12 protein-coding genes are annotated in these 14,096 nt (G+C 36.1%); 1 reads left to right on the forward strand and 11 read right to left on the reverse strand.

All coding sequences use genetic code 11. The features are described from left to right. Positions 1-2 precede the first annotated feature (2 nt). The 3 genes from RT761_RS03205 to RT761_RS03215 form a co-directional block, all read right to left on the reverse strand. A complete protein-coding gene (locus RT761_RS03205; RefSeq protein WP_218112642.1) occupies positions 3-1,022 on the reverse strand; it encodes an ABC transporter permease in 1,020 nt (339 codons plus the stop codon). Between the two features lie 15 nt (positions 1,023-1,037). Further along, a complete protein-coding gene (locus RT761_RS03210; RefSeq protein ID WP_218112643.1) occupies positions 1,038-2,585 on the reverse strand; it encodes a sugar ABC transporter ATP-binding protein in 1,548 nt (515 codons plus the stop codon). Positions 2,586-2,666: 81 nt separating this feature from the next. After that, positions 2,667-3,671 (reverse strand): substrate-binding domain-containing protein, encoded by a 1,005-nt coding sequence (locus RT761_RS03215; protein WP_218112644.1) that lies wholly within the window; start codon positions 3,669-3,671, stop codon positions 2,667-2,669. Positions 3,672-5,099: 1,428 nt separating this feature from the next. Between RT761_RS03215 and RT761_RS03220 the strand changes: the two genes are divergently transcribed. After that, entirely contained in the window at positions 5,100-5,879 is a 780-nt protein-coding gene (locus tag RT761_RS03220) for a DeoR/GlpR family DNA-binding transcription regulator (protein WP_218112645.1), read from the forward strand. A gap of 34 nt (positions 5,880-5,913) precedes the next feature. On the opposite strand, the gene hxlB is transcribed toward RT761_RS03220, so the two are convergent. The 8 genes from hxlB to RT761_RS03255 all read right to left on the reverse strand — a co-directional run bounded on the left by hxlB (position 5,914) and on the right by RT761_RS03255 (position 14,035). After that, positions 5,914-6,483 (reverse strand): 6-phospho-3-hexuloisomerase, encoded by a 570-nt coding sequence (hxlB, locus tag RT761_RS03225; RefSeq protein WP_218112646.1) that lies wholly within the window; start codon positions 6,481-6,483, stop codon positions 5,914-5,916. Then, positions 6,464-7,135 carry an orotidine 5'-phosphate decarboxylase / HUMPS family protein gene (locus tag RT761_RS03230; RefSeq protein WP_218112647.1) on the reverse strand — a complete coding sequence of 224 codons (672 nt, stop codon included), beginning with the start codon at positions 7,133-7,135 and terminating at the stop codon, positions 6,464-6,466. The genes hxlB and RT761_RS03230 overlap by 20 nt, the downstream gene beginning before the upstream one ends. Positions 7,136-7,146: 11 nt before the next feature. Next, the gene (locus RT761_RS03235; protein ID WP_218112648.1) at positions 7,147-8,439 is read right to left on the reverse strand and encodes a DUF1015 domain-containing protein; all 1,293 of its coding nucleotides are present in this window, start codon (positions 8,437-8,439) and stop codon (positions 7,147-7,149) included. A gap of 113 nt (positions 8,440-8,552) precedes the next feature. Next, a complete protein-coding gene (locus RT761_RS03240) occupies positions 8,553-10,343 on the reverse strand; it encodes an ASKHA domain-containing protein (RefSeq protein ID WP_218112649.1) in 1,791 nt (596 codons plus the stop codon). 109 nt (positions 10,344-10,452) lie between these two features. Continuing rightward, a complete protein-coding gene (locus tag RT761_RS14165; RefSeq protein WP_281388031.1) occupies positions 10,453-10,584 on the reverse strand; it encodes a hypothetical protein in 132 nt (43 codons plus the stop codon). Positions 10,585-11,106: 522 nt separating this feature from the next. Beyond that, positions 11,107-11,559: a ribose 5-phosphate isomerase B gene (rpiB, locus tag RT761_RS03245; RefSeq protein ID WP_218112650.1), complete on the reverse strand. Its 453-nt coding sequence runs from the start codon at positions 11,557-11,559 to the stop codon at positions 11,107-11,109. Between the two features lie 814 nt (positions 11,560-12,373). Next, the gene (gene dhaL, locus RT761_RS03250; RefSeq protein ID WP_218112651.1) at positions 12,374-13,021 is read right to left on the reverse strand and encodes a dihydroxyacetone kinase subunit DhaL; all 648 of its coding nucleotides are present in this window, start codon (positions 13,019-13,021) and stop codon (positions 12,374-12,376) included. A 15-nt stretch (positions 13,022-13,036) separates the two neighbouring features. After that, a complete protein-coding gene (locus RT761_RS03255; protein ID WP_218112652.1) occupies positions 13,037-14,035 on the reverse strand; it encodes a dihydroxyacetone kinase subunit DhaK in 999 nt (332 codons plus the stop codon). Positions 14,036-14,096 lie beyond the last annotated feature (61 nt).

Consider the following 14,096-nt stretch of genomic DNA (forward strand, 5'->3'; position numbering starts at 1 on the left):
TTTTAATATAATAGCATCCGGCGTCTGGTACGATAATTCTGTATCGATGTCACTGCCAAAACGAGAAGAAGAACTAACCCTACAAAAAAGTTAAACCATGATGCATTTATACCTATAAATACAAGAGTGGTTTCAAACAATCTTACTAGCAATATCCCAATTATCGCTCCAAAGATTGTTCCTTTCCCACCGCCTAAACTGGTTCCTCCAATGATCACAGCAGCAACTATGGTTAGCTCCATGCCAATTATGGTACTAGATAAAGGTGCAATCCAAGCTACTTCTGATATAGCAATAACTCCTGCAATCGCGGCTAAAATTCCTGCATACATATACACAAACATACGAATTTTAAACAGGTTGAAACCAGCAAGCCTTGCCGCTTCTTCAGAGTTCCCCAAAGCAACTATACCTCTACCAATTAACGTACGATATAGTATAAACCAGGTTATTATAACCAATATAACTAATGGAATGATAAAAACAGAAAACCCATATCGCGCACCTGTCTCAGATTGGATTGTAAAAACATGTCTTAAACCAAATGTTTTAAAGAATTCCGGCATGTCTGCGGTGTTTATTGCCTCAACACCTACCATTACTGCCATGAGACCAATAAATATAGTTTTAGTTCCCAGAGTAGCTATCAGTGTTGGTAACTTAAAAAAGTGGATAACAAGACCATTAATTGCGCCAAACAAAGCACCAACAATCATCGCAATAAAAAAAACAAACACTAGATTTTCTATTCCAGTATTTCTAACCATAATAACCGATATATACCCGCTAGCAATTGCTATACTGGTAAAAGAAACATCAAATCCGCCTGAAAGCAAAACCATAAATGCACCAAGTCCGAGTATCCATATCCATGAAGAAGAACGTAGCAACTCAAAGATGTTTGCTACTCCTAAAAAATTGGGATTCACTACTGATACAAATATACAATAGGCGATTAATATTAAAAGTACAAAAGTTTCCGTCTTATTAAAAGAAAGCAATGATCTGATGGCTTTTCCCATATTATTCCTTCTTTCTTAGCCGGCAAAGTTACCTTGTTCTTCATACATTAACCCGTAAATCCTTTTATGAATATCATCTGCTTCTAAGGAATTACTATCGAGATATGCAACGATTTTACCTCCTCGCATAACCAAAACCTTATTACAATTAGTAAGGATCTCCGGTATCTCATCTGAAATAAAAATTATACCAACACCTCGTTCAGCAATATGTTGGATACGATCGTATATTTCCTGCCTTGCTCCAACATCAACACCAACAGTAGGTGAATCTAATATAAGAACCTTTGGTAAGGTTGCAATCCACTTTCCTAAAACAACCTTTTGTTGGTTACCGCCAGATAAGTTTTGAACTTCAGTTAATACACTCCCAGTGACTACTCTAAGTTCTTTTATAACATCCTTGGTCTTATTTATCATCGATTCAGCATCTAATAAACCCAGCACATTATTGCCAAAATTTTTTAAAATGGTTGAGCAAACGTTATCCGTTAGATCTTTACGCAAAAATAAACCCTGGGTTTGTCGGTTTTCGGGCACTAAAGAAATTCCTCTTTTGATAGGCTGTTCAGGAGATGTAAACCAGCATTCTGAATCTTCCATAATAACTTTTCCTGAATTCTGTGGATTCAGACCGAAAATCGTCATTGCCAATTCTGTTCTTCCTGCACCCATAGGTCCAATAATTCCAAGAATTTCTCCTTTATACAATTTAAAGCTTATATCGCTATAATGCCCAATCCTTGTTAATTCCTTTACTTCTAATATCGGCTTATCTTCAACTTCTAATATTGGCTTATCTTCTTTAGTTTTTTGAATATATTTTGTTTGCTCAACTTTTCGACCTGTCATATAATAAATCAGCATCTGCTCATTCACTTGAGTAGCGGGAAAGTCACCAACTTTTTCACCATCTCTAAAAATAGCTACCTGATCTGCTACTTCCATTACTTCATTTAATTTATGGCTAATAAAAACAATCGATATACCTTTTTTCTTGAGATCAAGCACAACAGTAATAAGTCTATCTATTTCACGCTTGGTTAACGCTGTTGTAGGTTCATCCATAAAAAGGAGTTTGGCATTCATACTTAACGCACGACATATTGCTACGATTTGTCTATTTGCTATGGATAAATTCTCGATAGTTTCTTTTAAATCTATCTTTGTAGCTACCTTATTTAATTGTTCTTGAGCAACATCTTCTATCTCTTGCCAATCAACTAATTTTTTATTCTGAACAACTAACTTATCAATCGCAATATTCTCTGCAACACTCATATGATTAAAAAGCAATAAATCCTGATATATTACTTGGACTCCTTCACGGATAGAATCAGCAACAGTACATCTATCATATTTATGACCGTTTAATATTATTTCTCCTTGATTCGGCGCATGAACGCCAGCAACAACTTTTACAAATGTTGACTTCCCAGAACCATTTTCTCCTACAAGACAATGTATTTGGCCCGGTGCTACCTCAAAATTCACTTTTTTTAGTGCTTGTATACCACCAAAAGATTTAGATATGTTTTTTGCAATTAATACGTTAGAATTCATATTTTTCCCATACCCATCTCAAGTATTATAATTTTTGGAACGAGTCGAACAAAAAATCTGTTCGACTCGTTCAAATTAAAACTAGAATTTAAATTGGTCAACATTTTCTGGAGTGAATTCTAGCTCAGCATGTCCTTGAACCAAGCCGTTTTCACTCACTTCACAATTCTCTAAACCAGGTTTTTCAAGATTAACTGTTTCGCCGATTTCTTCACCTTTAAGGATTTTATAAGCTAACAATACTGTAGCGTAGCCAGCATCATCAGGTGAATTACCAAAAGCGCCATGAGTCCAGCCTTCTTTAATGTAATCTCTTAAAGCGGATGGCACAGCTAAACCTGTCACTTTAACATTTTTGTTGTTGGTTTCTTTTAAAAGACGGCACATAGAGGAACGGGATTCAACTGTAAAACCAATGAATCCATTAATATCTGGCCAAGTTCTGAGGATCTGTCTGCAGATATCATAGCCAATTTTTGCATCGTCATGGTCTTCATAGGGCATTTCATTTAGTAATTCCATTTCTGGGAAGTTTTCTTTAATGTAGTCTACTGCACCCTGCCACCATTCCATATGGGTTTGCATGGTATGGCCTCCAACCGTACAAGCCCATTTGCCCTTACCACCTAATTCTTCTCCTAGTGCTTTACCCATAAGAGATCCCAGGTAGTAATTATTAATAACCTCCAAATCATAATCAGCGATACCACAAAGATCGGCACCTTCATGGATAACAACTACAATTCCTTCTTCCTTGGCTTTTTTAACAACAGGAATCAATGCCTTTGGATCATTTGGAATAATACAAATTGCATCAACACCTTTAGCTATATAATCTTCTATCAACGCTGCCTGCTTAACTGGATCAGCTCCGTCCGGTGAGTGTTGATAAGCCTTTACATCGGGATGTGTTGCGTCAAATTCTTCAACACCTCTTTTGGTGCCATCGAACCAGGCAAGTCCCTCGGTTTTTGCTACCATTACAATTTCAAACTGTTCTGCTTCTTCTGCTGCTCCTAATACGCTAACCATAAATATTGCTAATACAAGAGTGACAATGCCTATTAACAATGAAACTTTTCTCATTTTTAAACCTCCTTTTTTCAATAACCATTCTGGAGCTATAAGCTCCAAATTTTATTAATTTTTAATATTAACTTTTCCAAATACCTTGTATTCTTCAATTAAGAATCTTTACACGACTTAGTTAAATCCTTCCTCCTTTCATTGCTTATTTTCTCTTGTCCTTAAAAATTTACCTGACTGATATAACAAAATACCTCATTATTTAAGAGCAAAATAATTTATTGGAAAATCTTTTAAGGACAACAAAAAACCAAACACCCCCTTTTTTCAGCAATAATTCTATAGTTTTTTTCACAAATTGTGTTATTAATTTAACATATTTAAATAGCAATATCAATAGGATGCGGGATTAAATTTGTAACTATTTCATTGGTTATATTTTTAAAAAAAAGATGGTTTTTTTAATTTTTATTAATCTTTTTTAATCTTATAACTCTAATAATTAAAGGAAAAACGTAATCTTTAATTTACCTTAAAAACTCTGCTGAGTGACCTGAGTGTGCGAATCCTGTCAATAAAGTATCCCAATTATGATAGATTTGGTTTTTCTTTTTGCAATGGCAGGATAACAATTTCCCACCGGTGCACTTGATTCTAATATATCAGTAGCTCTGTAGAGGGGAAAATCTTCAAATTCTATCAGAGTTAATATTGCTATAAATAGATTATTTACCCATCCATACTTAATCTTTTATTGAATCTTATCATTAGAAAAAAAAACAACACAGTCACTTTTTGTATGGGAAAATTGTGGTCATATTCAATAATTAAAATATAATAAACAAATGAATACACTTAAAAGATGAAGTAATATCATATTTGGTGCACTTTTATAATGAAGGAATGTCTATCATGTTAGTAGTCTAAATTTCATTTTCATACGATATAATTCTTTTTGAAGCAATGATCTATCTTGAATCCTTCATATTTTTTAAATTTTTCTTTGGTTGGTGGGCATTGAAGAGATTTGATTATTTCTAACAGAAAGTTCTGTTAGTACTTTAAGAAGTTTCCTCTAAGATTATCTTATTTGCTGAAGTTAAGCATTAATCATCCGTTTTATTGGTTATTATGATTTAAAAATGAAATTAAATTACCATAAGGTTTTAGAGCTAATAGAGAGTTATAAGCATTCTTTATGAGATATGGTGAGAACTCTTGTATTTTAAAGAGCAGAGAAATAATATGATCAAAACTATTATTATCAGTTTAAATTTTATTACAATTGGTTAGTATTATTGTTGCTTCATTGAAAAATCTTTTCTAAAGACAAAAACAATAAATTATTCAATTTTTTTTAAAAAATTAAACGTTCCTCTTTTGACATAATTTAGAATATGTTATTCTATATATAATGATAAAAAATAAGATTTGTAATATAATAAACAAATAATGTAAAATTTATTTCATAAGGTGGTTTTAATTTTCATGACTAACAGAAAAAATCGTATCGACTATATTACCAAAACTCTGTCTTTACGAGGTTTAATTAATATTAAAGAATTGTCGGATAAGTTAAATGTTTCAGAAATGACGATTCGGAGAGATTTGGAAATTCTTGCTAAAGAAAACATCGCTCAAATAATTCATGGTGGAGCTGTTCTTAAGAAGAATATATCGACTGAAAGCGAACAAGATTCCTATTTAATCAGTAAAGCTGAATCTCAAATGATACGAGAAAAAATGAAAATATGCCAAATGGCGGCTTCATTAATCGAGCCGAATGATATTATAATCATTGACAATGGAACCACGGCTGAACATCTTCCGAAATATATGCCAACGAACATTCCACTCACGATTATTTGTTTTGCTCTTAACATTTTTTATGGTCTTTATAAAAATAACAATTATAAGATCATAATGACCGGTGGATACTTTCACCATAATACTTTAATGTTTGAAAGTGCCGAGGGTGTCGAATTTATTAAAAAGGTTAGGGCTAATAAAGCTTTTATAACCGCTGCAGGGGTTGATGATAAATTAGGTGTAACCTGTGCCACCACCTATGAGGTCAACACAAAAAAAGCTGCTATAGAATATTCTGACACAAAAATTTTATTAACTGACTCAACGAAATTTGGAAAAATTCGCATTTCTCACTTTGCTGACTTAAGTAATTTTGACATTATTATTACAGATACTGGTATTTCTGAAGAGTATCAAAAATATATTAAAAACATGGGGATAAAATTGTATTTGGTTTAAAATCATGAGGTAAAGTAAATTCCTTCTTAAATGATCATTCTAAATTAGCGTGTCGTTTCATCATTTCTTGATAAACAAGACCACGCTTGTCATAAATTAAGTTGAGAATACAACTATCAAAAAATAACATTAAGGAATGTTCAAAGCGTGTACCGCCTCCATTTGCATTGAGTTGCTGCGACTCAGGGATCATTTCAGGATGAAACTCAACCACCAAATTACATAAAGTATGAAGTGGTGTTTCCGGTTTTCCTATAATTGCTGCAACCGAAGCGCCTATTTTTTTAGCCTTTTCGGCAAATAAAAGGATTGATCCAGTAGAACCCGAACCAGAGGCAACCACCAATACATCGTCTTTTTCGATAGAAGGGCAATCAACCTCTCCAACAATGTGAATCTGGTAACCCATATGCATTAATCTCATCGCAAAGCCACGGAGGATTAAAAAACTTCTCCCTCGAGCCCAAAAAAAGATTCGGCGTTTAGTCCATATCGAACTTAGAGCATATAACCACTCAGACACTTCCTCTAGATTCAAGGTATCAAGTAAGGAATGAGCTTCATTTATCACCTGCTGTACTGATTCAGTAAAGGATTGTTTCATCTATAATCCTCCTCATATTCTGGGCTTCGAGCTCAGGATCAGAGGCTTTTGTTATCGAAGAACCTGCTACTACAACAGCTGGTTGAATATTTTTTAAAATATCCAGTAAGTTCTGGGGATGAATGCCTCCTGCTACCATCAGAGGTAACCGTCGAGAAGAAACAAAAGAAAGCTGACGGGAAAACTCTAACAAAGAACCACCTTTTTTTACAACATCAGTTGCTAAATGGATACATAAATAATCCGGATTTAAAGTATTAATAAATTTTATCTTACTCTCATCAGATAAGGAGAGATCGATGATGTCAACCACCATTTTAGCTTGGTTTAACTGAGTGGCGTCTCGAACTTCTTCCAGTGTATTAAAAGATGCTCCAGCTAAAACTGAAACCATGTTAGCGCCTGAAGATATCGCCTCACACGTTTCCCAATGACCCGCATCAGCAATCTTTGTATCAGCAAAAAGGATCTTATCACCCTTTATCCAGTCTTTAATTTGCTCAACTATTGATAGGCCGTATCGGATTATAAGTGGTGTACCTATTTCGACAATGTCAACAGTATTGAGCATTTTAGGTGTTAGCAATTCTTTTGCTTCCTGTTTAGTGAGAATATCCAGAGCGATTTGAAACAATGTTTTCCTTTGATTCATAACTTTTCTAATTAATCCTCCAACAATCGAATAATTAAGCCACTCCATACTTTTGGATAAAAATAGGTCGATTTCTGTGGCATTCTTTGAGAATGAAGAACCGATTTTTCAACATCATCCATGGGAGTTGGTTTCATGATGAATACAACTTGATACTTATTCTCCTCTTTCGCAACCTGCACAACGTCTTTGGTTCCACGCAAATAATCAACGTAATCTTTATTCTTCTGCATTTCTTCATCAATTCCTAATAATTCTTTCATAATGAGTTCATGAAGAATACAGGTATCGATATACCGATTAACATTTTCAGTTCCCATTACTTGATCCATGATTTCTGGGTTTTTCAGCGTGACTGTCCCCCAAATTTCTTCAACTTTTGAATATACTCCAATAGTCATTAAAGGAGCATTTTGGAAATATTCGTAAAACTCCTTTTCGTTAGCAAAAAGATTAACCTCAAAGTATTTTTTAGCTTTGTTAAAAAATCCTTTAACCTGGTTTTCGGGAACTCCATGAATGAGCCGATGTGTCGGTAAGGCTAAGAGGCCAGGGTTTTTTATATTGATCAAAGTCATCATTACATAATCGGCAGGAATTGGTTCCATCGGGTCACCCAGTTTTTCTCTCATTTCTTGACGGTACATTAAACTCGTTTCATATCGATGATGGCCATCAGCAATTATTATAGTTCGAGGGTTCATTAAAAGGCGTATTTGGTTTATAGCATTCTGATCAGATAGCTTCCAAATGGTGTGGACAGTTCCCTGCCAATCCTCAAATTGAAAAAGAAAGTTATCCGATGTTTTGTTCACTTCTAATATTGCATCAATACGACCGGTAGAATCGTTATAAATCCCAAAAATTTGTTCTAAGTTGGAATTGGTTGCTCTTAATAATTCCAAACGGTCAAGAGAATATTTTGGCATTGTTTTCTCATGTGGCATAATAATCTTTTTTCCAAATTCTTCCAGCCGAACCAAACCGACAAAACCGGTGCGTTTTTTTCTTTCCTTTTGTGAATTAATAGTGTATTCTTGCTCATAAATATATAAACTTGGTGATGGGTCTCTTTGAATTTTACCTTGTTTAATCCAGTTTTTCAGGACTTGAGCTGCTTCATTGTAACCTTTTTCATTCTTACCTAAGGTTATATGAACGATATTATCTGGATCTTCAATTAATCTCTTTTTGTCTCTTTCACTGATAATGTCATAAGGGGGTGCTACCAACTGTCCAAACGACTTATTTTTTAAAAGTTCGAGCGAATAATGAAATCCATTAAATGACTTTACTACGGCCATTATTAAAATCCTCCTATCATTAAACAGAAAAATTTATATTCAGCAACCGATAATACTTATATATTTTATTTCCAATTTAAAAGCAAAAAAAAAGATTGGAAATAAAATCTCACTTAATTTCTCTCAAAAATTAAAGCTTCATAAAAATATTCTTGAAAATCACTACGAGCTGATAATTCAACATATTGTGCTTTTTTGGCTAAATTTTCAACTTTTTCTCGAAATACTTTTGAAAGAAGAGCTTTTTTGGCTCCAAATAATGACGCATTCCCAACTGATAATACTGTTTTTACCCTTGGAATAATACCTACTGTCATTGCACTTTCCGGATTAATAAAACTACCAAAAGCTCCTGCTAATATGACCTGGTCAATATCTGATTCTGATCGATTCGCTTGGTGGAGCAAAACTTTCCTTCCCGCTTGGAGGGCTGCTTTGGCTAATTGTAGCTGAGAAATATCTTCCTGAGTTACAATAACATGCGGATCATGACTTAAAACAAAAAAATGGCTTTTCCCTTCTTCTTGTATTCGAGAAGATAACAAATGATTGTCTTTTTGTAATCTTCCATTTGGTGCAACAGAATCTCCCTTAATTAAACAAGCTAAGGCATCAATGAGCCCAGTTCCACAAACACCTCTCGGTGCTACATCTCCAATGGTGTATATTTTTAAATCAGAATTTTCAATTTCTACTTGGTGAATCGCTCCCAGGGTAGCACGAGTACCGTGCTTGATTTGAGCCCCTTCAAAAGCTGGGCCTGCGGCCGTTCCACAGCAGTAAATCTTCCCTTGGTCAGAAAGGACAATTTCTCCATTGGTTCCTATATCAACATAGAGAAGGGTTGAATTATTATTCTCAAGGTCATGAGCTCCAATACCAGCAATAATATCACCTCCAACATATCCAGCAACCGAAGGAAAAATGTATACCTGAGCCTCTGGATGGACAACTAAATGAACTCTCCGAGCGCTGGTATAGTAGGACCGACAAAAAACCGGAGCAAAAGGAGCCGTTCCTATCGAGATTGGAGATACTCCTAAAAAAATATGTTCCATAATTGTATTTCCCGCTACTGCAACTGATAATATTCGGTTGGGGTCATTCCCAGTCTTTTGACAGGCTTCCTGTATCAAGTCATTCATCGATGATAGCAATAATTCTTGAAGGTTAGACAGAGCTCCTTGGTTATCTTGAATAGCTCTCAATCGAGATAATACATCGGCTCCAAAGCTTGCTTGACGATTTAAGGCACCTGCTCGATAAAGGGTTGATCCTGTCTCAAGGTCAAGAAGTTCGCAAGCTAAAGTCGTCGTTCCAATGTCAAAGGCAATTCCTAAAAAAGAAGCCTTTTCAGCGTCTAAGTTTGCCCAATAAATTTGGCCTTCATCAAAACCTATTTCAAAATTCATCTTATCTTGATTCTCAATGCGAGACAATTCCCGAAGAGCTTGAACAGACCATTTTCTAACAATAGGTGAGGTCGGTAATTGATTCTCAACAATCTCATCAAGGGACAAAGATTGATTTAATGAGGGTTTTTTAAGCTGAATATTTGTTTTTTTAACTGGTAGTTCTTCTAAAAGAGCTTCTCCTGATTCCGCTAAAACCTCTACCTTATGAGTTATTGAATCATGAATATCAATTTCAATATCCTCGATGATTTGGGCTTGACAAGCTAAACGGTATCCTTGAGATATCTTTTCCTTTAAATGTTTTATTTCTTGTGCGGTTGGTTGAGCAACGCTCCCTTTTATAATTTTTATCAGGCACTTTCCACAATACCCAAACCCCCCACAATAGGCATTTATATCAATGCCTTCTCTTTGAAGTACTTCTAAAATATTCTCTCCAGATTTAGCTTCGAATTCTTTATCAAATTGATTAATTTTTATTTTTGGCATGATATTATCCTTTAATTTATCAATTATTTTAAGAAAACAAAAAGATTTCTATATTTAACTCCTATTCTGTTAATACAAGATGGGTTATGATAAGCGATATTCAAACTCTTTACCCATCGACCATCACCGTAGTTATAGGATAGACCGTCATGCTGATAACCAGCACCAGATGAGGACGAAAACAAAGATTCGACATGCCATGGCATGTCGCTACATTAATTAAAGAATGGGCACAATACATTGTGCCCCTACAATTTTAAATTCTTTGGTAGGGGCTTGATTTATCATGCCCGTAAGTTTTCATGATAGACCCTCATGCTGCCTAGTAGCACCAGATGAGGATGAAAATACCTATCTAAATCCGTCATTGCGAGAAGGTCAACCGTTTTTTGGTTGAACGACATGGCAATCTCTGCCACCCAGTTTGTCATTTTAAGGAGTCCAGTGTCTTCTACCGGACGACGTGAGAATCTCATCCTTTTAAATCTTTTTAAGAATAAAAAACCTAAAAAAGACGAGATCCTCACGGCTTCGAAAAACGAAGCCTCAGGATGACACCGGCTGAATCAGATGAGATCCTCACGCGGAAAAGCACCGCTCAGGATGACGGATTTTTTAAACATTTTTATATTTTCAGGATAGAACAACTCTGATAGTTTATCATTTTTGTCAATAAAAAAGTAAGTTCTCTTTTATCAATAAAAAAAAATAAAAAACCTCTCCTTTTTCCAGGAGAGGTTGGAATACAATTTTAGGTAATTAATTATTTCATATATTTCTTTTCAATTTCTCGGATTTTTTGTACTTTGGGGAGAGACCTCCCCCCACCGAATTCGCTTCCCAACCAGGCATCAACCAACATCTTAGCCAGCTCTGGACCCACAATATGTCTTCCTAAAGTCATGACGTTGGAATCATTGCTTTTTTTTGCTCTTTCAGCTGAATAAATATCATGAGCAGGAGCGGCATAAATCCCGGGTATTTTATTAGCAGCCATGGCCATACCAAGGCCGGTTCCACAGACGAGTATTCCATATTGGTGCTTTCCTTCTCTTATGGTCAAGCAAGCTTTGAGGGCTATATCTGGATAATCCACAACTTCATCTTCTGAGTTCACCCCTAAATCTTCAAATTCAACTTCCTTTTCACGTAAATGGTCGGCAATAACTTTTTTTAAAGGATATCCAAAATGATCGGATGCCAGAAATAAGGACATGATTCTTCACTCCTTTTCAATTATCAAAACTCTAATAAAATTCCATTTGCGGGCTTGATAAATAAAGACCCCTACAAAAATATGTTTTCTATAGCTGCGCAATTTATAGCGCCCAATTCATGTAGCGACATGCCATGGCATGTCGAATTTTAGATTTTTTATCCTCATCTGGTGCCACAATGTGACATGAGGGTCTAACCTGAAAATGCCATCAAGTGAATTCTTTAATCGGTCATCCTGAGCCATCGCTTTTTGAGGGCGTGAGGATCTCATCTTTTCATTATTAAAAAAAATACTAAATGAGATTGCCACGTCGCATAGGACTCTCCTCGCAATGACGGATTTAGATAGGTATTTTCATCCTCATCTGGTGCTGCAAAGCAGCATGACGGTCTATCCTGTAAATACGGAATGTTTTTTAATGTTACTTTTTTATAACAATCAACCATAATCTTATTCTGGGCTTTCACCCTCATCCTCACCTTCTCCCATCAAGGGAGAAGGAACTTTGAGTCGTCATTGCGAGACCTGGTTTTTTGAGGTCGCGGCAATCTCTTGAGTCATTTTTTATTATTTATAGGATTGAGAAATTATGGAATTGTGGAATCGAAATCAATGAGATTCTTATAATGTCTGGTAAAAAACACCGGATTCCTCAGAATTAAAGAATTACTAAATGAGATTGCCACGTCGCTTCGCTCCTCGCAATGACGGATTTAGATAGGTATTTTCATCCTCATCTGGTGCTGCTATATAGCATGAAGGTCTATCTTAAAATTATCATCAAATGAATTCGAGTTAAAATTTTGTTAACTTATCCTTCAACTAAACTCTTTAGAAAAGCTTCCATGATAAAGTAGCTCGATGCTGCACCTGGATCAATATGACCTATTGAACGTTCTCCCAAACGGCTTGAACGACCTCTTAAGGAAAGCATGTCTTTGGTGGATTCCATGCCTTGTTTTGCTGCAGCAATACCGGCATTGATCATATCTGAAAGAGGTTTCCCCTCATCAAAGGCTTTTTGAAGAGCTTCGGCGGTTGGATAAATGGTATCAAACATGGTTTTTTCTCCAATTTTCACCTTTCCTCTTCTTTCGATGCCACGAGCAAAAGCCACCATTAGGGCAACTAAGTCTTCCCGAGTAAGCACACTTTTTCCGCAAATGGCAGTTCCTGCATCCATGAAAGCGGTTCCGTACAGTGGGCCCATGGCTGCTCCGCCAGAGAAAATGATCGCCTTTCCAATCGATTGGAGGAGGCTTCCAATATCATTCTGATCAGCAGGGTAAGCGTCCACAGCTTCTTTCACTTTTTTAAAGGCAGCAGTGACACTTTCTCCATGATCGGAATCTCCAATAGGAGAATCAAGGTCATTCAAATATTGGCGATTTTCCTCAAGTCGATTTAGAATTGAAGCAAATGATTCTTTAACCCTATTAAAAGAAATGGTATCAGCCATTGTTATTCGTCTCCTTTAATGCTGAATAAGATGCACTCCATCGCAAGGAGCATCAATTAACCGTTTTAAGTCTTCATCAAGTTTGGTGAGCGTTATGGAAAAACCACCCATCTCCATTGAAGTGAAAAACTCTCCAATATAGTTCCGATGAATAGTGATCTGATGATCGGTAAGAATTTGATGGAGTTTTCGATAACAAATATACATTTCTAAAAGAGAGGTTGACCCAAGACCACTCATCAGAACTGAAACTTCATCCCCTGCTCCAAAAGGGAGATCCTCAAGGATTTTCTGAGTTATGAGTGTGGTGACTTCATCAGCAGACATCAATTTCGTACGTTGTATTCCTGGTTCTCCATGATGGCCTACCCCAATCTCCATCTCGTCATCACCAATTTGGAAACTTGGTTTTCCAGAAGAAGGCATAATGCAGGGTGTATGAGCCACGCCAAGACTACGGGTGTTAAAGATGGTTCGGTTCCCAACTTCTTTGAGGGTGGCGAGGTCAGCTCCTTCTTGGGCTAAGGCTCCCATCATTTTCCAGAGAACCACTTCACCAGCCACTCCTCGTCGATTATCCATCCGATCCTTTGGAGATGACGCAACGTCATCATTGACTACTAAGATTTCTACCGGAATTCCTTCATCTTGAGCCAATTCCGCTGCCATTCCAAAGTTCATGGTATCGCCAGAATAATTCCCGATACAAACCAAAACTCCTTTCCCGCCATCAGCTGCTTTAATAGCTTCATAACAACGCTGAACGGGAGGAGCGGCAAAGATATCTCCAACTGCTACTGTATCTAATAGACCTTTCCCAATATATCCAATAAAAGCTGGCTTATGTCCTGAGCCCCCACCGGTTATTACACCTACTTTTCCTTGAATGGGAGCGTTCGAATAGGCTAAAACTCTTTCAGTAGGGAGACGTTTTACTTTATCTGAATTTGCCAGTACATATCCTTCAACCATCTCTTCGATAAGATTTTCGTATTTATTAATAAACTTCTTCACGTAGTTGACCCCCTTGAAAAATATTTACCCAATTTGAGCTTCTTTCAATTTATTGATAAAT

Origin of the sequence: Atribacter laminatus (assembly GCF_015775515.1) — a bacterium.
Lineage (GTDB): Bacteria > Atribacterota > Atribacteria > Atribacterales > Atribacteraceae > Atribacter > Atribacter laminatus.

Excerpts from the sequence above, each read along its gene's own strand:
- RT761_RS03205 (WP_218112642.1), bottom strand. The coding sequence starts at position 1,022 with ATGGGAAAAGCCATCAGATCATTGCTTTCTTTTAATAAGACGGAAACT.
- RT761_RS03210 (WP_218112643.1), bottom strand. The coding sequence starts at position 2,585 with ATGAATTCTAACGTATTAATTGCAAAAAACATATCTAAATCTTTTGGT.
- RT761_RS03215 (WP_218112644.1), bottom strand. The coding sequence starts at position 3,671 with ATGAGAAAAGTTTCATTGTTAATAGGCATTGTCACTCTTGTATTAGCA.
- RT761_RS03220 (WP_218112645.1), top strand. The coding sequence starts at position 5,100 with ATGACTAACAGAAAAAATCGTATCGACTATATTACCAAAACTCTGTCT.
- hxlB (WP_218112646.1), bottom strand. The coding sequence starts at position 6,483 with ATGAAACAATCCTTTACTGAATCAGTACAGCAGGTGATAAATGAAGCT.
- RT761_RS03230 (WP_218112647.1), bottom strand. The coding sequence starts at position 7,135 with ATGAATCAAAGGAAAACATTGTTTCAAATCGCTCTGGATATTCTCACT.
- RT761_RS03235 (WP_218112648.1), bottom strand. The coding sequence starts at position 8,439 with ATGGCCGTAGTAAAGTCATTTAATGGATTTCATTATTCGCTCGAACTT.
- RT761_RS03240 (WP_218112649.1), bottom strand. The coding sequence starts at position 10,343 with ATGCCAAAAATAAAAATTAATCAATTTGATAAAGAATTCGAAGCTAAA.
- RT761_RS14165 (WP_281388031.1), bottom strand. The coding sequence starts at position 10,584 with ATGTATTGTGCCCATTCTTTAATTAATGTAGCGACATGCCATGGCATG.
- rpiB (WP_218112650.1), bottom strand. The coding sequence starts at position 11,559 with ATGTCCTTATTTCTGGCATCCGATCATTTTGGATATCCTTTAAAAAAA.
- dhaL (WP_218112651.1), bottom strand. The coding sequence starts at position 13,021 with ATGGCTGATACCATTTCTTTTAATAGGGTTAAAGAATCATTTGCTTCA.